The sequence below is a fragment of the Candidatus Melainabacteria bacterium genome, from assembly GCA_003963305.1.
Classification (GTDB): Bacteria; Cyanobacteriota; Vampirovibrionia; order Obscuribacterales; family Obscuribacteraceae; genus PALSA-1081.
Genome location: RXJR01000023.1, coordinates 203,553 through 222,497, shown reverse-complemented (window position 1 = coordinate 222,497; position 18,945 = coordinate 203,553). Strand labels below are relative to the sequence as shown.

Here is an 18,945-nt window from a genome sequence, read left to right as displayed (position 1 = left end):
CCGAGTGCCCGGAACGCCATTCGTCCCGCCTAGCCATGGAACGCACTCGTCCCGAGTGCCCGGAACGCCATTCGTCCCGCCTGGCCATGGAACGCACTCGTCCCGGGTGCCATGGAACGCACTCGTCCCGAGTGCACCACCACCACTTCATCCCGGTGACCTTTGGGTGTCATCCCAAAGGATGATACACACCAGTCCTCATTGTCATAGACTGTAAGCACAGAGGCGAAAGACAAACCAAACCCAAACCTCCAAAGTTGAACCAATCGGCCGTGCCAGGCGCAGCTCTCCTAAGAGTTTTAATTTGGACACGGCCGTTGGTTTTTCTGTTTTGGTATGGAGTCCCAAGATAATGCGCGTTATCATTGCTGTAGACGGTTCAAGAGCAAGTAAAGATACAATCGCAGCGGTGCTAGGCAGATACTGGGCCGCAGGTACTAGCTTCAGAATTCTGTCTGTGATTCCTTTTCCACTCAGTTACGATGACGAACTCGATGATGATGAGAATGAACTTCTGGAAAGGCAGTTTCAGAAGCGCAAGAATCTCATTGAAGCTAGGTGTCGCAGGTATCAGAGAATTATCGAGCAGTCTCTGCCGCATTGCTCTGTTCATATTCAATTGAAAGAAGGAAATCCACCGCCTGAAATTATCAAAGTTGCCAGCGAGTGGATCGCGGAAAAATTGATAATCGGAAGGTTTCAATCAGACACCTGCGATCGCTGTGTTTGGGGATCGGTCTCCAAGGCAGTAACGCTGCGGGCACCATGCGCGGTTGATGATGTAACCGGTTCCAGTAGTCATCGAGACGTAAGAACTGCTTGCTAACGGCTTGCTAACTGCTTGTCGACTGCTTGTCGACGATCTATAGATTGTTTGCTCACAAGCAGCAGCGTCCTAAATGCTCCTGCTTGTTTAGTCTACTGAATTATTCTGCGCAATCGCCGAGCCTTATTTCTGCGCCACCGCTACAGCAGTTGGAATGTTTTGGTCGAGCTCTTTGGAGATTGACCAACCCGTTTTCAGCCCAACTACAAACCAGGCTAAGGACATCACGCCGGCAGCGAAGATGGTATCGCCGATGACGCGCAGCCAGCGCAATGTATTCATGGTTCCAGTCTGCAAAAATTCGGCGGATCTCGCATACCACAAACCGTGCTCGACACTTGCCCACGTTTGCATCAATCCGACCGGCAATAAGCTAATCAGAACCATCAGTGCCAGACCAATGTTGATTGCCCAAAATGCGAAGCGCAGCGACCCTGTTTTCCAGATGTGTTTGGTGCCCAATCCTTTCAAACAAAACAGCATCAGTCCGATGGCGAGCATGCCATAGACTCCGAACAGCGCAGTGTGTCCGTGCACTGGTGTAGTGTTCAGTCCCTGCATGTAATATAAAGCGATGGGAGCGTTGATCAAGAAGCCGAATAACCCAGCGCCAACCAGATTCCAAAATGCAACTGCGACGAAGAAATTAATTGGCCACTCGTAGCTCTTCACCCATGGTTTTGCTCTGCTGAGCGTCAGATTCCCGTAGCCTTCGAAACCTATGAGCGTAAGTGGCACCACTTCCAGTGCGCTGAATGTAGCTCCGAAAGCAAGCACCGGAGTTGGTGTGCCGCTAAAGTACAGATGGTGCATTGTGCCGATGATTCCGCCAGCAAGAAAAATAGCTGTGGAGAATAGCACCCCGGCTGTTGCTGTTCCGGCTGCTAATAGACCCATGCGTGTAAACAGAAATGCGATTACGACAGTTGCGAAGACTTCGAAAAATCCCTCTACCCAGAGATGAACCACCCACCATCTCCAGTATTCAGCAATGGCGAGATTAGTGCGCTGTCCATAAAGCAGACCCGCACCATAGAAGGCTGCTATAGCCAGTGACGATATCAAAAAAAGTGCCAGCAGACTCTTGTTTTCTTTTGGATTTTTGAACGCGGGTGCGAGACCGCGTGTCATCAAAGCGAGCCAAACGAAGAGACCTACAAATAGGAATATCTGCCAGAATCGTCCCAGGTCGATGTATTCATAACCCTGGTGACCAAACCAAAAGTTCGCTTCTAATCCAAGCTTTTGTTGTACTCCCAGCCATTCTCCGGTCAGTGAACCTACGACAATCAAGAGCAGACAGAAGAAAAGGAAATCGACTCCAGCTTTTTGGAACTTCGGCTCTACTCCTGAAACAGCGGGTGCCATAAAAAGACCTGTGCCGAGCCAGACTGTAGCTATCCACAAGATGCCGAGCTGCGTGTGCCAGGTGCGTGTGACAGCGTAGGGCAGCCAATCCGCCAGCGGAATGCCATAGAAGCTTGAGCCTTCTACACCGTAGTGCGCTGTGACTGCACCCAGTCCGACTTGCACTACCAGTAGTGCGCCAGCGATCCAGAAATACTTGAGTGTTGCGTGCATCGACGGCGTAGGCTTCAATCCCAGGAGCGGGTCTGAATCTGGAATATGATCGTTTACTTCTTCACGCCCGCGCTGCACTGCGAAGTACCATGCCAGTGCACCAATTCCGGCGAGCAAAAACACGAAGCTGAAGACCGACCAGACCACAATCATTCCGGTTGGTTTGTTATCGATCAGCGATTCTGCCGGCCAGTTGTTGGTATACGTTATGTCGCTGCCCGGGCGATTTGTCGAACACGCCCAGGCTGTCCAATAGAAGAATGCATTCAAGCATCGCATCGAATTAGCATTTTGTACTGCGTGCGGCTGGAGTGCATATGCGTCTCGCAGGTCTTTGGTTGCCGGATCTCCCGTGAACAGAGCCGTATAGTGTTTGCTGACAACTTCGATGGCTTCCGCTTGAATGGGCTCTACTGTAAGTTGCCCGGTGCCCGGATCAAAAGTGTTTTTGCGCATGAGTAGCTGAAGTCGCTCTCGAAGCGCAGCTTGCTGCTCGGGATCAATGTTTGCGTAGTCTTTACTTGCCGATTCTTTTGTTGCGTAGTCTTTGCCTGCAAAATCTTTGCTTGCGGAATCTTTGCCTGCAAAGTCTTTGCTCTCGCTTCGAAGAGCCCATTTGTCGAGTATGCATGTGATTTCTCGATGCAGAAAATCTGCAGACCAATCGGGCGCTACATACGCGCCATGTCCCCAGACTGAGCCGACTTCTTGCCCACCCAGCGATTGCCAGACGCTCTGCCCGGTGCGAATGTCATCGCCAGTAAATAGTGTTCGTCCATCAGTTACTACGACGCGATCTGGAACCGGTGGTGCTTGCATGTAGATCTCGTAACCGAAATATCCGAGCACCAAAAAGGAGGCGGCCACGACGATGGCTAGACCCCACCATAGTCTTCGATACGACATTACAGTGAACCTGCAATTAGGAATGCGCCATGCCCAGACTACTGTATTGCAGTCTGGGCGCCAAGCTGAGCTGTAGCTGAAGTCAGCTGCAGCTCAGCTTACTTCGCGCCGCAGGAGTTGACTTCGCGCTGTGCACGAATGCAATCATCCTTTAGGATGATTTTTATGCAGATTCAAACAATTTAGAGTGCGTTTTCTATCAGGTTGTCCCGGTGCGCCTGCACTTTCGGGGCATCCAGCTTTCGCTTCGCGTAGTCTTCCAGTCGACGTCTTGCCATTAAGAATGCGTCCCGAATGGCAACGTACACGTCTTGATATTCTTCATGGTTGTCGGATTTAGTCTCAACTGAAATCGTCTGTCCCGGCACAGAAATATCGATACGCACCTGAAAGATGTTGCCTGAATGGTGACTCTTGTGCGGCATCTCAATAGCTACATTGATACTTGCTATACGTGGATAAAAGCGCGAAAGCCGTTCAGTGGACTGGCGCACCATTTGCTCGACAGCTGCAGAACTTTCCACGTTGAGGAACGAGATTTGAATCGGATAATTCACGTTGGGACTCCGTAAAATGAGACTGATGTCCATTTTGCCAGTGGGTTCGTCTCAGGTCATCATCCGCAGGGCTGATTCGAATTCTGATGTTTTTGCGAGCTTTTCGGCAGGGCTGATTCGAATTCTGATGTTTTTGCGAGCTTTTCGGCAGGACTGATTCGAATTCTAGGGCTTTACTTCAACTGTCTCACTGATACCATGTGGGTCGCGCATGTGTTGCACGGGTCGTATGCTCTGACGAGTGTTTCGAGTGTACTGCGCAAATGGTCAGGAGCCTTTTTGAGTTCCAGCTCCGCCGCCTTGCGTATGTCTAACTCAATATGAGCTGAGTTCTGCGCAGATGGAGTGATCATGTCTGCTGCGGTAATGTTGCCGCTCTCATCGAGCGTGTAGCTGTGATAGAGAGTACCCCTGGGGCACTCCACGGCACCAACTCCTCGACCGGCTTTGAGCTTATTCTTAAAGTCCGTGTTTTCGCTGCCAGCAATCGTGCTTGTGAGCAGAATTTCGATTATTACTGTTGCGCGCTCAATTGCTTCGACGATTTCTATCGCCTGCGCGAAGTTGTTCCATAGTGAGCTGACTCTTTTGTTCTTTTGGGCGAGCGGGCTTTTGTCGAATATATCTTTCGCTGTTTTGCCGAGCTTTTCCGAAAAGAAAAACAATCTCGCCATCGATCCGACCATGAATGGCTTAGTACCGAGTAATGAACGCTTGGAGTGACTATATTCGACGCTGCTTTCAGAGAGATATGTTGTGTACTCTTCGACCGGTGCTTGCCATCCGTCGCTGGCTTTGATGGTCTTACCGAAATAGCCGTACGAATCTCCCTCAGGAATAAGTGCTAAGAAGCATGGGGCGAGTTCTGTTTCGGTTGGCAGGTTAAAGCTTTTGAGCAATGTGATCAGGTGGGCAGCATCTTCTGTGCCGCGTTCAAGTTTTACGAGCAGTGGGCGCAGTTCCTTCCTGCTCGGATATCGCGATAGTCCACCGGCGTGCAGATTGACGGGGTGAAACGGACGACCGCCGACGACGGTTTGTATGGAGGCACCAAGATCGCGCAATCTAGTCCAAATGGCAAATTCATTTTCGTGTTTTCCGGCAAGGTCGCTGAGGTCGGCAGCGCCTACAAAGTCTGGTAGTGCCAGGGCGCAGATATGGGTCGCGTGCGATTCTATGATCATTCCGAGGTGCATCAGCTCTCGAAACAGTTTCTCAGTTTCAGACGGGCTGAATTGAAAGATATTTTCCACCGCTTTAATCGCAGCTAGCACGTGTCCGGTAGAGCAGATTGCACAGATTCGAGAGGTTATGTGCGGCATCTCATCGTATTTGTGTCCGAGCACAATGCGTTCGAAGAAGCGAGTTCCCTCGAAGACCTCAAGCTTCACATCAACCACTTTGCCGTTTTCGACATCGACAGTAACGGCTGAATGCCCTTCGACTCGACTTATTTCAGGGATTTCTATTTCTGTTCTCTCGATTTCGCTCATCTGTTTTTTGCTCGCCTGCTCACTTCGTTGTTCCCAAACTTTTGGCTTCTTACTTTACTCATCAGTTCTTCATCGCTTCTTCAAAGGTTCCTCATCAGTGCCTCTTCAGCGCCTCTTCAGTTCTTCTCGCTCGCCATTCGAGTGAAAAGTTCTTTGGGGGCACCAAACGTTTGCAGTCTGGAAAGCACGTCATCCAGCTCGTATCCTTTCTCTTGCAGAATGGTCGCCATTGCCTCCATTTGTGGCTCCTGGCACGGACCCCAGCAACCGTAGCAAGCAGCACCGACGCGCGGGCAGAGAGCACCACATCCGGCGGCAGTAACTGGTCCCAGGCAGGGTAGATTTTTTTCAATCAGGACGCAAGCTGTCTCTCTCAGTTTGCATTCCAGGCAAACAGGCTTATGCGTGATGAATGGCAGGTGATCTTTCAACAAGCTTGCCGTAACTGACAGAAACTGAGTGGCATTGATAGGGCATCCCGATAGACGAACGTCAACTTTGACAAACTCTTCCAATGGTTTCGCCTGCATGACTTCGAATTTGCAAGTATCGCCATAAACGCTGTGCATCATGTCATCAGCATGACAGCGAGAGCAAGAACCAGCCTGCACACAGCCCCAGACTGCGCAATTGCCGATGGCAACCAGCCAGCGCGTCTTGGCGCGAATCCTTTTGAGTTTTTCCAGATCATGAGGTTGGCTGACGCTGCCTTCGACGAATGCGATATCGAGCGGACCATCTTCATTTTTGCTTTGCGCAAATGGAAAGCTCATGATTCGAATGAAGGGCACAAGCTTCTCTAAGTTGTCCAAGATGACGAGCAATTCACCGGCGCATCCGGTCAAGCTCTCGACAGCGACTTTGGGAATTGGTTTTGCAGGATTATTTGACATGAGTGGCCGCTCCAGAATCCAATTCAACAACCTCTTCCATCAGTTGCAATTCAGTTAGTGGAAACACTGGACCCGATTGGCACGTAGAGCGCCCGCCGATGAAACAGTGTCCGCATTTGCCGATGCCGCATTTCATCTGTCTCTCCAGAGATAACCAGATGCTCTCGTCGCGGACGCACTTCTGTCTCAACTCGTTGATGACATATTTGTACATTACAGGCGGCCCGCAGATTGCTGCTTGATACGAATCAGAGAGCGCCGCTGCTCTGAGCATATCGGTGACTCGTCCCAGCTGCACCGCAAGTGGTGGCAGCTCGGGACCGATGAGTTCTTCTGCGGCGATATAAACATCAATGTCGCGACGACGCATCAAAAGCTCGAACTCTTTTCTGAAAAGCAGTTCGTCCGAGTGCCGCATCCCGTAAATCAAAGTCAGCTTGCCATAGTCTTCGCGATGATCCAGAACGTACTGCCACAGTGATCTGATTGGTGCTACTCCCAATCCTCCGGCTATCATGCACAGATCGCTGCCAACGTAGCTGTCGATGGGAAATCCATGACCATACGGGCCACGCAGTCCTACCCAATCTCCTTCTCTCATTTTGAAAAGTGCGTCTGTAACTCTTCCTACTTTGCGCACCATTAGCTGAATGCTGTCACCGACTCGACCGGAGCAAACTGAAATCGGACACTCTCCGACGCCAGGCACCCACAGCTCTACGAATTGCCCAGGCATGCAGCCACTGAGATTGGCGCTTTCTGTTGTGAATTCAAAAAGCCAGTTGTCTTCAGTCATTGGTATGACTGAGCGGATTGTGCCTTTTTCGGATAGGAGCGGGCTGCTACATAACATCTTGATTCGCCTCAGATTTTGAATCGTTTCCTTGCAGAGCTTTCACAACAGCGACAATATCGTCGATACCGGCGGGGCATGACACCGTGCAGCGTCCGCAACCCACGCAAGTTTTGAAGCCATAAGGATCATCGAATCCATGCAATTTGTGTTGATACCAGTATTTGAGCCGGTCTACTGGTGTTGGTCTGAAATTGTAGTCGCCGGCTACCTGCGCGAAAGCAACGAACTGGCAACTGTCCCACTGCCGGTGCCGCTCGCCTGACTCACCATCCAAACTGGCAATGTCGAGTATGTCGAAGCAATAACATGTCGGACAGACAGGTGTGCAGTTACCGCAGCTCAAACAGCGTTTTCCCAGCTCTTCCCAAATTTCGTTATTCCATTCCATCTGCATGACGGAACGAAGATTGCTTTCCGTAAATCCATTTGTGAAGGCTTCGGCGCGCTTGTTCCAAAAATCTTTGTATCGTGCGCGATCGCCGTCCGTTGCAGGAGTCAGATATTCCAAAACAGGATCAAGCGCCGACAGTCCTGCCACCGTTTCAACGTCAATGTAAAGCGCGTCGCCGATATCAGTGAGGAAAAGGTCGTAACCTTCTTTTGGACTGTCTGTGCCCATCGATTGACAGAAGCAGTGTTTGTCGGGCATACATGACATACCGACAATCAGACTCGCTTCTCGCTTTGACAGATAGTGACTGTCAGCGGGACCAGCCGCGAAGATTGTATCCATAATTCCAAGACCGGCCAGGTCGCATGGATGCACGCCGAACAGAACGACAAACTCGATATCTGCGTCATGCTCATAGATATTCTCTTTGTCGTAAGTGATAAGCGTTTCGTCTGTGGGATAGAAGAATTTCTTTGGCGGCAGAATGGTTCTTAGAGCCTCGAAACAAATCTCTTCTGGTTTTTTCACCGAACGAAAAGCATAAGACTGTTCTGAGACTTTCACCGGCGCATAGACTTTTCCCAGATCGCGCAACGCCGAAAAGAGATGATGGAAAGATTCTTTGGCGAGAACAAAACGTTGTTTCACAGCAACACCTAATCACTGACTTTCTAATTAAACTGAATGTAGGATCGATCGACATCGACCAAAGGAACGAATGCAATCTTGCACTGCCGACTGCACCGTTTAAAATCGTACTGATGAGCCTGAATGAAGAACTAGCTTTCATTCCGAGAGTATTGATGGAGCACTATCATCACCGCTGGTGGGTCACCAATGGGCTATTGGCTTTGTTTTCGCTAAGCTCTCGTGACAACCATGCAATCCATTCATCCATACCCTGACCAGTCACGGCTGATATCGAGAAGCAATGAACCAGAGGATTCAAGTTCTTCAAATGTTTTGTGGCGCGCTCGATATCGAATTTGACATAGGGCAGCAAATCACATTTCGTGAATATAACCGCATCACAGCGATGAAAAATAACTGGATACTTAATCGGTTTGTCATCACCTTCGGTTACTGACAAGAGCACTACGCGCCGGTGTTCGCCGAGCGGAAACTCTGCTGGGCAAACCAGATTTCCGACATTTTCGATGAATAAGAAATCAACTCCTGAAAACGCCTTTGCGTGCAGAACTCGTGCCACCATTTGGGCGTCTAAGTGACAGCTCCTGCCTGTAGAAATTTGAGTCACATCCACGCCGTTCCGGCGCAATCTGTCTGCATCAAGCTCTCCGACCATATCACCTTCGATGACAGAACAGCGCCAATCGTTTGTCAGACTGGTTAATGTCTTTTCGAGAAGCGTCGTCTTGCCCGCACCTGGTGCACTCATCAAATTGACGGCGAGTACGCCCAGTTCGTCGAAGTGCTCGCGATTGTGAAGAGCTAGATCTTCATTGTTCTGTAAAATTCGCTCTAACTGGTGTTCATCTACCGATTCGTGCATTTTCTCGCTCCTTCATTTTACCTGTTTCCATGCGCACGCTGACAATGTTCAACTCTTCACCACGAATCATGCGACCGATTCCACTTCCGCATATTTGACAGCAAAACGCGTTTTCGAATTGCGGATGATAAGAATGTTCATTTGATTGACAGGTAGCTTCGGCGTTGACTGTCTCTATCTCCAATTGGCAGTCCGCCATTCCCTCGTACTGCGATTTCATGTTGTCAAACGCAAACTGCAGAGATTCTGGGTCTACGTTACGGAATTCCCCGACTGAAACTCGCACTTTAGTTATCTGCAGAGCCTCCGGCGTAGTCAGAAGTTTTGCAGATGCAGATTGAAGTATGGCGTCAGCTATGCTCGCTTCATGCATTTTTTGTTCAATGTCTCCAGTACACTCTCAATCAGAGATTCCAGTGACTGTGCCAATTGCGGAATTTTAGCTTCGAGTTCGGGGCTGAGGTTTTCACTCCAGTCGATTGACTTCGCCTCGATTCCGAAGAAATAAAACTGACTTGGAAGTTCTGTCGACCTGTGGTAGAGCCTCAATTCATCCAGAAATGAGAATCCATGCGATGAGCTTACCTTTATGCTTCTATCACCCTTCAATAATGCTTCAATTTTTATAATCGTAAGTGCACCGGTGGTGGTGCCGTTTTCCGTTGCATCTATGACTATGGCTGCTTTGTGTTTGCGCAAACATTCCCCGAGAAAACTTGTGTAGGTACCCAGGTCATATCTGCATACATACTTTAATGCCGCAGCAGGCAATGCGTCGCAAACGCGCGAGGCGATGTCGTCGTCTGCTCTCAGCGAATTGCCAATTGTCGCTAAACCAATGGGGTATCGCTCAGTTAGCGTTCTTTGCAATGAGACTAATTCAGTGCCTTCGATCGTTTCAGTGCCTTCGATCGTTTGAGTGCCATCGATGGCTTGAGCGCCCTCAGCGGCATTGGTTCTGTCAGTCATTCTTTTCGTTTGCCCCGGCAGTTACTATTGTTTTCTCTTCCAATTTGGCTAGTTTAACAATTAAGACCGAGCAAGGTGAGTGCGATAAAACAGCTAGCGATGTGCTGCCCACGAGCAGTCGTTCTAAGCTGTTCCGGCTGTGAGACCCCATGACGATGAGATCTGCTTGCCATTCCGAGGCTAGATCGAGAATTTTCATTTTCGGGTCGCCATCTTCAACAATATCTTCCACCGTGGCATGCGGAACGTGTTGTGCCAGTTGGCTTCCTACACCGAGAACCAGACTTTTGGCGGCTCGACGACGCTCTTCCTGGACTTCGATAAATCTTGTGTCCACGACACCGGTAACTGCTGGAACCGGATACTTGAGCGGTGGCACGGTGCTGATGATTTTGAATTCCGGTTTTTCGTCCCAGTCCATAGAACAGATACAATCTGTAATAGCCTGTGCGTAAGTTTTGTCTTCTACGGCAACGATAATCTTCATTTCCGTTCTTCCTGTGCAGATTACCTGACGATCATGACAAAACAAGAAGCTGGGGTCATCGACCGCAAGACAGACATTGCGTCGTCCAAAAGGATGACAGTGGAGTTAAAAATACCTTGTTTCCGCTCGATGATTCAGTCGATATCAAGTCCTGGCCGATTTTCTTGTTCGGCATCGTTGTTGCGAACTTCTTCGTGTTTCTATACGAAGCATCTTTATCCAACACCGCTATCGAGCAATTGTTCCAGACTTTTGGATTGGTTCCAGCAACTGCATTCAGTACAATCCCTCATTTTTTTGTGGCTGCATCGACTTCAATGTTTTTGCACCTGGGCTGGGGGCACCTGCTCGGCAATATGTGGTTTTTGTGGATATTCGGGCGGGCTGTAGAAGACAGGCTGGGGCACCTGGAGTTTATTGTGCTCTACTGTTTGTCCGGCTGTTCGCTGCCGTGGTTCAACTGCTTATCAATCCCGGTGAAACGTCCCCAATGGTTGGGGCAAGCGGAGCAATTTCAGGAGTGCTGGGCGCCTACTGTTACGCCTTTCCGCGATCGAGAATAAAAACTTTGATGTTGATCTGGTTCTGGTTGAGGCTGGTCGAAATACCAGCCGCCGTCTATTTAGGTTTCTGGTTCTTCATGCAAGTAATAACTGGATTTAGCACCATTTTTTCCAGCGATCAAACGCCTGTACAGGTCGCGTTTTTCGCTCATGTCGGCGGTTTTATATGCGGCTTGATGATTGGTTATCTAACTTTAGACAGAGAAGCCTACTGAGAGCCCTGGCTTTGAAAGAAAGAAACTATTTCGCTGTCGACATAGAAGCAGCATTTTTAGCTGGTTCTGATGAACTTCCCTTTGGCAATTTCAAAACGATTACCGAGCAAGGTGCGATGCTCACTATCGCAGATGAAACACTGCCCATTGCAAAGCGGGTCAAACCTTTTCTGCCATGCGATCCAACAAGTAGAAGATCGGCAGGCCACTCTTGCGCTATTTGAATCAGGCGGTCTCCGGCATGACCTTCGATGACTTCAGTGATTATCTGCGGCGAGTCAAGGTGTGAAACCTTGATCTGTTGTGCTAAATCCTGAACCAGTTCGTGTGACGCCTTCTTTTCGCTCTCGACCAACTCGTTGAGCAAAGGTAAGAAGCTGACATCAGTTTCATGTACCAGGGCTGGTTCGATCACATGTACGACTCGAAAGGTTGTGCGGGGCTTCCAATTGTGTGAATTGATGAACGACGCGGTCACTTTGTTGAAGGCCAGGCTATCAACCCCAATCAGAACTTTCATTTACACACTCCACAGACAGAACGAAATTTAAGCCCTCAACTGCACGTGAAAAGCGACTCATCACCCCGTTTGTTGGTTCTTAAGAGAATCGGGCTTTGGGTGAGGTCGCTTTTCTATTGTTGATAACTTATGCTCCAGCTCCTTGCCATCCCGTTTGGCACTTCCTTTTTACATTTAAAGTGTAGCTCATGGACCTGAGAGGCAACATCATCTTTTGGGATGAGTATACGTTGCCGGAGAGTTCGGATAAAAGTCACAAAAGTCAAGAATCTTCAGCGAATGAAACGCGTAATACGCACCGGGGATGATGTCATCGTCGACACTGTTTGCGAAAATTTGAATGTTGACCAAACAGAGGGCTTAACAATGAAAGTTCTAATCGCGCTCGACGAGTCTGAGTGCTCCGATCTCGCTTTTCATTCCTTACTTGAGCGAACATGGCCTGATAACGCAGAGTTTCGAATTCTCACGGTTGTCGAACCTATTTATATGCAGCCCAGCTTTGGCGGAATGTATATGGAGCCCGCGGTTACGGCTCAGGTTGAGTTTGAAAAGTTATGCCAGATGAGAGTCAAAGATAAGATCAAAGAAATGCAAGCTGCGTTTCCAAAATATGCAGTTTGCGGTGACACTGTTTTAGGCCCGGTTGCTGAATCGATCATCGATGACGCCGAATCTTGGGGCGCTGATCTCGTCGTTGTAGGCTCGCATGGTCGACGCGGCTTTAGCCGATTCTTCCTGGGCAGCGTTGCAGAAAGAGTTGCAGCACACGCACCTTGTTCAGTTGAAATCATCAAACATAAGATAACTGGAAAGGAAAAATGCGTCACGAAGGAAGAGCAGAAATCTGTAACTGAGCCTGTCGCGTCGGGGGCAACGAAACCATAATGAAAGTCATAGTTGCAATTGATCAGACTGACTATGCCGATCAAATCCTGGATAAGGTATCGACATCTCATTGGCCGTCTGGTACTCAAATCAAAGTTCTGACAGTCATTAAACCCTTGCAGTGGGAATGCGTTCCGTGCATCGAATGGAACAAAGAAGCGGCAGAGTTCTTTAAACACAGAGAGAAAATTGCTGACGAAATTGTGCACAGGGCGAAGAAGGTCATTCACAAGGCTTGCCCTGATGTTAAGGTGAGCGTTGAAGTTTGCACCGGTGATCCCAAAGAGGAGATCACTAATGTTGCAACTGAATGGATGGCCGATCGCATCGTCATTGGTGCTCATGGTGCCTCTCCCAACCGCTTCTTCAGAGGCAGTGTCGCTCGCCTGGTATCGCAATATTGTGCGTGCTCGATTCAGTTGATTAGACTGAAGCCGCTGGAAGAGAAGGAAACGGCAAAAGAGAAGGAAGCTGTAAAAGAAAAGGAATCGGCAAAAGAAAAGGACAGTGAGAAGGCTCACAAACATAAATCAGCAGTTTCGTCGCATTGAGCTGGTCTACTCGGGTTGTACTCGGGAATGTGAATGAGATTCGTTTCAGAAAAGGGCGAGACTCTTAGTTTTGCTGCCTGGACAGGCTAGAATTGCTGAACGCGGGGGATTACAGAACTCGCAGGAAGCAGAAGAGCTCGCCGGAAAAATAAGAGCTCTCAGGAAACATAAGAGCTTGCAGGAAGCATAAAAGCTCGCTCGTTCACAGGTCAGGATGCCGACGAAAAAGAAAAACTCGGGAAAAGTCGAACGTGTGACTGCCGAACATCGTGAGAAATTGGTGCAGTTCAAAGCGGATTTTTTCAAGGCTCTTGCTAATCCGCTACGAATCAGAATTCTGGATGAACTGCGCTCCGAAGAGCTAACGGTCTCTGAAATACGTGACAGGCTCGACGTTGAAATGCCCAACGTCTCCCAACAATTGGCTGTTCTGAAAAGCAAACAGCTGGTGATCGCACGCAAGCAGGGCAACAACATTTATTATTCATGTGTTGATCCGACTGTCTTCGAACTTTTAGATGTCGCGAAACAACTTTTCCAGAATCATTTGACAGATATACACAATGCGCTTAAGCAGCTTTGAGTATCCTAGTGCGGAGTTTCTTGTAGTTTTTTGGCTGCGCTGTATTTGTGATTGACTTTGAGAACGCTGATGTAGTTCTCTTTGATCACCTGTTGCAGTTTTTCGTTGCCGGGATTTTTGCGAACTATCTCTAAAGCTTCTTTGAGAAACGGTTCGGCTCGAACATAATCATTTCGTTCGATGTACAAATCGCCGAGGGAATTGTCCAGCATGCCCACGAGTAAGTGAGAAGGTCCGAGTTTTTCTCTGGTTATTGCCAGACTTTCGCGAAGATATTTCTCCGCTCTCTCGTAACGATGTTCTTGCATATCCAGCCATGCTTCGTTATGCAGAGCAACTGCGAGTTCAACAGGATAATTGGCGCGATTGTGCCGCAGATTTGAAATCGCTTTCGCGTTAGCCTTTCTGGCCAGGGCGTGTTCACCAAGGGAAGCGTAATGTCCGGCCAGCTGTTCGTATGCTAACCCGATATCCGGGTCAGAGCTCGTAAACGCGCTTTCCAGGAAGCGTATCGCCAGGATGTAGGCGAGTTCAGCATTGACCGACCGTCCGGCTGCGTCGTAACTGTTGGCGAGTTGCTCGAAACCTCTGGCTAAACGACGAACGTCGTCATAAGTTTTGCAGTGGTTGTACATGTACTCTAGCTTTTCTTCAGCGCTGCCGCGCAAGACTTCGCCGTTCGTATCGATGTTTGGCTCCGGCATAGCCGGTGCTCCGGAGACGATCAAGAGCGAGGTTAAGAAATTGAGGAGTAAATTTGACATGAGCATTCACCTGAGCGGCAAGATCATTTTAGGTTCAGGCCGGTGCTGTCGGCATCGTTCAATAGAGTGACCGCGTCCAGCCAGGCTGCTTTCTACTGATGAGGAGGATCCTCCGCAAGATGGAGGCGTTTAGCCTCGCATACAGATAGCATCAAAGTGTGGTTTCATGCGGGGATAGAGCTGTGACGAACATATTGGTTCCAGTAGATGGTTCAGCTTACGCCAAGGTGATGACGGATTTTCTAGTTAATCATCGCTGGACCGCGAAAACGCACTTCAGACTTTGCCATGTGGTAGAGCCTTTAGCCGACGATGTTTATCCGGAAGCCCTCTGGGAGCAAACAGCGCACGTTGCGGCAATGAGGCTTCTTAATGAGATGTCGAAGAAAATCAACGCTTTATTGCCGAGCGTCACGGTATCCTGTGTTGTAAAGCGTGGTGATCCTCAGAATGAAATTCTGGAGGAAGCCGCCCAATGGCCAGCTGATTTGATTGTTCTAGGTTCGCATAGCCATCATGACCCCCACCAAACTCGGCTGGGTAGTGTTGCGCTGTCCGTATTGGGAAAAACGAGGTCAACTGTTATCATCGTTCGTGTTCCATCAGAGAAGATCAAAGAGTTGTCGACGCACTCAGATAAGGAAAATTCGCGGGCTCGTTACGGCTATTGTGATTCACAGGCGTCGTAGCATCGGTTGCAAAACAGGTATTGAATGAAACAGACTAGTTCGTTGAAGATGCTTTCGCTGGTTGCGTTGATGCTTGTTGTTTTTCCGCTTGTGTCGCCGGCGGCAAATAAGAAGAGCCAGTCTAAGAAAAATTCCGACCGCGGTGCATATCTGTACATGGCGAGCTGCGAGCCGTGCCACCAGACAGGCGGCAACATGATTAATCCGGACAAGAAAATAGTCAACTCGGATAAAATCACCTCTGAAGCCGTCTTCAAAAAGTTTTTGGCAGCGCAGCACGCGCAAATGCCGCCCTGGAAGACCATCGTCAAAAGTGAAGCTGATTTGAAGGCGCTCTATAACTATGTTCGGAAGCTGAAGTAGATTCGGTCAATAACTGAAGTAAGTTCAGTCAATCATCCTGCTGGTTGATTGCCAGCGGCTTCGCATGTTTTATTCTGAGAATGTGCGCTGATACAGGGTGGCTCGATGGAAGAACGGTGTAAGAGGTGTTTGCGCATCTGTAAGTGGCTTGACGCGACAGATATTCCTGAATTTTATAGTTTCAAATCACTGAGCGCATCAGATGTACTCACAATGCTGGAAGAGGCGCTAAGAACTCACACTTTTCAAATGTTACTCCTCAGGCAGTTCGCTCGCAGCCAGGGGAACCAACTGGCGATGACCTTCGTGCCGACTCTTTCAGGGTTGGAAACGTGTTCAATTGCATTGATAGCTCAGTGCGCAACTACAGCTTCGGGAACTGAGCTCTGGTTTCGATTTGGCGTCGATGATGAGGTGTGCGAATTTGAAGCAGTGGTAGATGAATTTCATCGAGTTTTGAACGAGACAGTAAACATGCTGAAGGATCGAGATTCATCGAGCTGCTGAGAGTGGCGTGATTCAAAGTTCTGAAGGCGCGACATTAATTGAGATGTTCAAATCGCTAGAGATTTCAGAGCGTGTTGTAGTCCTTCGATTTTAGCCCCTTCTTGGGAATGGGCTTTTTTAGCGTCTGCAGATAATCGACAATCAAATCAACCTCTTTGGGCGTGAGATTAGGATTCGTCATCATATTTGGTTCTGAGTTGAAGGCTTTGCGGTTTTTTTCTACGTGCTTTTCAGGATCTAATAGTTGCTCCTTGAGAAACTCTGCATCTCGACGCAAGCCTACACTGCTAAGACTGACTCCTTCTGTACAGCCCCGGCCATCAATGGAATGACAATCCATACATCCATTAGAAAGATACAACTGCTTCCCTCTGGCTGCATTTGAATTTGACTTTGCGTTTGATTTGTTTGGCGCTTTCGACTTAGATGCCAGCGAAGGCTGAATAACCATTGGCTGACCAGCCAGGCACAGTAGAAATAATGCGATGATTCTTTTCACGACAGCCCCTTCTGTTCTCATGCTCCCAGCAAACCGACTCCATTCTATAACATTGCACTATTCAAGATTAACTGTTTCATTCGCTTTCGGTTTGCTTACAACAAGATCGAAGTTCCGTTTGATTTCGTATGCCAGTTGATCGATGGAATGGCTTTCTCCATGAGTCAATACAATTGCCGGTTTGCTTGCTACCATGGGTTGCAGCCATTTGAGCAGATCCGCCTGGTCGGCGTGAGCGCTAAATCCTTCCAGGTTTGCAACGGTCGCCCTTACGTGGATAGTTTCCCCGAGAATTTTGACTTGTTTTGCGCCTTCGATTAGTTCGCGTCCAAGGGAGCCTCTTGCCTGGTATCCAACCACGATTAGTGTGTTGTCGGAGTCGTTTAATCCGTGTTGCAAGTGGTGAAGAATGCGACCGGCGTCACACATGCCTGCACCTGCCAGAATGATGCAAGGTCCGTCCAAAGAGTTCAATGCTTTTGATTCTTCGGCGGTCTCGCACGTTGTGAAAGTTGCGAGATCCCGCTCCAACTGCTCGTTCAATGTCATTTTTTCATATCTCTCATCCAGATCTTTCCGGTGGCGAGAGTACAAATTGGTGGCGTCGATCGCCATGGGGCTATCGAGGTAAACAGGCACCTGCGGAACCTTTTGTGTGCGCATTAAACTGGCTAGATGGTAGAGAATCTCCTGCGCTCGTCCGACTGCAAATGTCGGAATAAAAATCTTTCCGTTTCTTTGAATTGTCAAATTCAAAATAGATTCAAACTCAGATAATGTTTGGTCTAAAGATGGACGCGTTCTATCTCCATATGTTGACTCCATGAAGACGAGATCTGCTTTTTCAATTCGCGCAGGATCTTTTACGATCGGATCATTCCAGTGCCCAATATCGCCTGAAAAAATCACGATTCTCGATTTGTTTGTCCTGTCGTGCACCTTCAGTTGGATGCATGATGAGCCAAGAATGTGTCCAGCTTCTACAAACCGTGCTGAAATTCCTTCTGCTACATCCAGATTTTTGTCGTATTCAACTGTTTCAAATAATGCAACTACGCCGGTCACATCATGATCGCGCAACAAGGGTTTGATCAATTTCAGGCGATTTCTTTTGCGTTTTTCATTTTCGCGTCTGGCGTCGTCTTCTGCAATGCGAGCCGCGTCGCGAAGAACCAACTCAGCAATTTCGCTGGTTCCTTCCGTGGCGTAAATCGGACCTGTATAGCCTGCTCTGATAAGCAGTGGCAGTCTTCCGCAATGATCTAGATGTCCGTGAGTTAGCAGCACTGCGTCGAGCGGTTTGTTCAGAATTTCAGGCGGAAGTTTGTTTTTTCTTTCGAGTCGTTCAGACCCCTGGAACATTCCGCAGTCAATCAAAACTCTGGCGTTCGCCGTTTCAAGCAAATAACAGGAGCCCGTTACTTCTTGCGCGGCTCCGTGCAAGGTCACTTCTAGCACACTGCGGTTTTCGTCTGAACTCTTTGATGTCGAATTTTGAGATAACAAAGTGAACTCCCTGAGTTCTAATTGTACGACCATCTCGTTGTTGACATCGTGGCGCGTTGAAGCGGCTGGCCCACTGTCCCATCGTGGCGCGTTGAAGCTTCTGGCCCACTGATCCATCGCGGACGCGTTGAAGCGGCTGATTCACTGATGAACCGCTGGAGTAAATTACTCAATTCAGTTCAGTTCAGTGGATCAGCCGCCGCTGTATCACGGGCTGTATTGAGCGTGCACAGGCAATTGCCACCGACTGTCAGCGACAAAAGCTCAATCAGCGCACTCAGGTTCTAAGCGCTCTTCACTTCGATGCGCTTCGCGGCTTTCTGCTGCACCGCCGATTTAGGCAATTTCAGTGAAAGAATTCCGTTTTTATAAACGGCATCTACTTTGTCGCTTTCAACTTCGTATGGCAGCGGAATGTTTCGGCAGAACGAACCGTACTGACGCTCCATTCGATACCAGCCTTTTTCCGACTGCTCTTTCTCTTGTTTCTTTTCGCCTGAGATTGTGAGCAGTTCGTTGTTCACCGATACATTGATGTCTTTTTCGTTCATGCCAGGAAGTTCGACTTTTATGACAACTTCTTTCTCTGTTTCGACCATGTCGATTCGAGGAGCTAATTCTGCTGACAGAAACTCTTTGTCTAGTGATCCCAGATCGGCAAAATCGCCGAATCCTGGATAGCGGAAGAAGTTCTCAAAAACCTTGTTCATTTCTTTCTGCAATGCATAAACAGGATGGTCTTCTTCGACTCTAGCAGGCGTGCGCTTGTGACTCCATGGTTTTAGATTGAACATAATGTTCTCCTCTCTTCATGATTTGTGCATG

At 48.8% G+C, this 18,945-nt stretch carries 23 protein-coding genes; 8 read left to right on the top strand and 15 right to left on the bottom strand.

Going from position 1 to position 18,945, the window contains the following annotated elements; translation table 11 throughout:
* The first annotated feature begins 265 nt into the window (after positions 1-265).
* Positions 266-826, top strand: coding sequence for a universal stress protein (locus tag EKK48_22885; protein ID RTL38146.1), 561 nt, complete (start codon positions 266-268; stop codon positions 824-826).
* 123 nt (positions 827-949) lie between these two features.
* Here the strand turns inward: EKK48_22885 and EKK48_22880 are convergent, their stop codons facing one another.
* From EKK48_22880 to EKK48_22835, 10 genes are all read right to left on the bottom strand, one after another.
* Positions 950-3,313, bottom strand: a complete 2,364-nt coding sequence (locus tag EKK48_22880; GenBank protein RTL38145.1) for a nitric-oxide reductase large subunit — start codon at positions 3,311-3,313, stop codon at positions 950-952.
* A gap of 182 nt (positions 3,314-3,495) precedes the next feature.
* Positions 3,496-3,903 (bottom strand): ribosome-associated translation inhibitor RaiA, encoded by a 408-nt coding sequence (locus EKK48_22875; protein RTL38144.1) that lies wholly within the window; start codon positions 3,901-3,903, stop codon positions 3,496-3,498.
* A gap of 140 nt (positions 3,904-4,043) precedes the next feature.
* Positions 4,044-5,363: a Ni/Fe hydrogenase subunit alpha gene (locus EKK48_22870; GenBank protein RTL38143.1), complete on the bottom strand. Its 1,320-nt coding sequence runs from the start codon at positions 5,361-5,363 to the stop codon at positions 4,044-4,046.
* Between the two features lie 116 nt (positions 5,364-5,479).
* Positions 5,480-6,256: a hypothetical protein gene (locus EKK48_22865; protein RTL38142.1), complete on the bottom strand. Its 777-nt coding sequence runs from the start codon at positions 6,254-6,256 to the stop codon at positions 5,480-5,482.
* Positions 6,246-7,109, bottom strand: coding sequence for an oxidoreductase (locus EKK48_22860; protein RTL38141.1), 864 nt, complete (start codon positions 7,107-7,109; stop codon positions 6,246-6,248). The genes EKK48_22865 and EKK48_22860 overlap by 11 nt, the downstream gene beginning before the upstream one ends.
* The gene (locus EKK48_22855; GenBank protein RTL38140.1) at positions 7,099-8,151 is read right to left on the bottom strand and encodes a hydrogenase; all 1,053 of its coding nucleotides are present in this window, start codon (positions 8,149-8,151) and stop codon (positions 7,099-7,101) included. Before EKK48_22855 ends, EKK48_22860 begins: the two co-directional genes overlap by 11 nt.
* Positions 8,152-8,320: 169 nt before the next feature.
* Complete coding sequence (gene hypB, locus EKK48_22850; protein RTL38139.1) at positions 8,321-9,016, bottom strand: hydrogenase accessory protein HypB; 696 nt, start codon at positions 9,014-9,016, stop codon at positions 8,321-8,323.
* Positions 8,997-9,389, bottom strand: coding sequence for a hydrogenase maturation nickel metallochaperone HypA (locus tag EKK48_22845; GenBank protein ID RTL38138.1), 393 nt, complete (start codon positions 9,387-9,389; stop codon positions 8,997-8,999). The genes hypB and EKK48_22845 overlap by 20 nt, the downstream gene beginning before the upstream one ends.
* The gene (locus EKK48_22840; protein RTL38137.1) at positions 9,371-9,985 is read right to left on the bottom strand and encodes a hydrogenase maturation protease; all 615 of its coding nucleotides are present in this window, start codon (positions 9,983-9,985) and stop codon (positions 9,371-9,373) included. The genes EKK48_22845 and EKK48_22840 overlap by 19 nt, the downstream gene beginning before the upstream one ends.
* Complete coding sequence (locus tag EKK48_22835; protein RTL38136.1) at positions 9,978-10,472, bottom strand: universal stress protein; 495 nt, start codon at positions 10,470-10,472, stop codon at positions 9,978-9,980. The genes EKK48_22840 and EKK48_22835 overlap by 8 nt, the downstream gene beginning before the upstream one ends.
* Positions 10,473-10,623: 151 nt before the next feature.
* Here EKK48_22835 and EKK48_22830 point away from each other — a divergent pair, with 151 nt between their 5' ends.
* Positions 10,624-11,250 (top strand): rhomboid family intramembrane serine protease, encoded by a 627-nt coding sequence (locus tag EKK48_22830; protein RTL38135.1) that lies wholly within the window; start codon positions 10,624-10,626, stop codon positions 11,248-11,250.
* 25 nt (positions 11,251-11,275) lie between these two features.
* Here the strand turns inward: EKK48_22830 and EKK48_22825 are convergent, their stop codons facing one another.
* Entirely contained in the window at positions 11,276-11,770 is a 495-nt protein-coding gene (locus tag EKK48_22825) for a universal stress protein (protein ID RTL38134.1), read from the bottom strand.
* A 219-nt stretch (positions 11,771-11,989) separates the two neighbouring features.
* Between EKK48_22825 and EKK48_22820 the strand changes: the two genes are divergently transcribed.
* From EKK48_22820 to EKK48_22810, 3 genes are all read left to right on the top strand, one after another.
* Positions 11,990-12,658, top strand: coding sequence for a universal stress protein (locus EKK48_22820; protein RTL38133.1), 669 nt, complete (start codon positions 11,990-11,992; stop codon positions 12,656-12,658).
* A complete protein-coding gene (locus tag EKK48_22815; protein RTL38132.1) occupies positions 12,658-13,209 on the top strand; it encodes a universal stress protein in 552 nt (183 codons plus the stop codon). Before EKK48_22820 ends, EKK48_22815 begins: the two co-directional genes overlap by 1 nt.
* A 214-nt stretch (positions 13,210-13,423) precedes the next feature.
* A complete protein-coding gene (locus tag EKK48_22810; protein ID RTL38131.1) occupies positions 13,424-13,792 on the top strand; it encodes an ArsR family transcriptional regulator in 369 nt (122 codons plus the stop codon).
* Between the two features lie 5 nt (positions 13,793-13,797).
* Here the strand turns inward: EKK48_22810 and EKK48_22805 are convergent, their stop codons facing one another.
* Positions 13,798-14,562: a tetratricopeptide repeat protein gene (locus tag EKK48_22805; protein RTL38130.1), complete on the bottom strand. Its 765-nt coding sequence runs from the start codon at positions 14,560-14,562 to the stop codon at positions 13,798-13,800.
* A 188-nt stretch (positions 14,563-14,750) separates the two neighbouring features.
* On the opposite strand from EKK48_22805, the gene EKK48_22800 reads away from it, so the two are divergent.
* The 3 genes from EKK48_22800 to EKK48_22790 all read left to right on the top strand — a co-directional run bounded on the left by EKK48_22800 (position 14,751) and on the right by EKK48_22790 (position 16,115).
* Positions 14,751-15,245 (top strand): universal stress protein, encoded by a 495-nt coding sequence (locus EKK48_22800; protein ID RTL38129.1) that lies wholly within the window; start codon positions 14,751-14,753, stop codon positions 15,243-15,245.
* A gap of 24 nt (positions 15,246-15,269) precedes the next feature.
* Complete coding sequence (locus EKK48_22795) at positions 15,270-15,608, top strand: cytochrome c (protein ID RTL38128.1); 339 nt, start codon at positions 15,270-15,272, stop codon at positions 15,606-15,608.
* A gap of 105 nt (positions 15,609-15,713) precedes the next feature.
* A complete protein-coding gene (locus tag EKK48_22790; GenBank protein RTL38127.1) occupies positions 15,714-16,115 on the top strand; it encodes a hypothetical protein in 402 nt (133 codons plus the stop codon).
* Between the two features lie 64 nt (positions 16,116-16,179).
* Here the strand turns inward: EKK48_22790 and EKK48_22785 are convergent, their stop codons facing one another.
* From EKK48_22785 to EKK48_22775, 3 genes are all read right to left on the bottom strand, one after another.
* On the bottom strand, positions 16,180-16,635 hold the full coding sequence (locus tag EKK48_22785) for a cytochrome c (GenBank protein RTL38126.1): 456 nt from the start codon (positions 16,633-16,635) through the stop codon (positions 16,180-16,182).
* Positions 16,636-16,671: 36 nt separating this feature from the next.
* On the bottom strand, positions 16,672-18,237 hold the full coding sequence (locus EKK48_22780; protein RTL38125.1) for an MBL fold metallo-hydrolase: 1,566 nt from the start codon (positions 18,235-18,237) through the stop codon (positions 16,672-16,674).
* Between the two features lie 167 nt (positions 18,238-18,404).
* Entirely contained in the window at positions 18,405-18,914 is a 510-nt protein-coding gene (locus EKK48_22775; GenBank protein RTL38124.1) for an Hsp20/alpha crystallin family protein, read from the bottom strand.
* Positions 18,915-18,945: the final 31 nt, after the last annotated feature.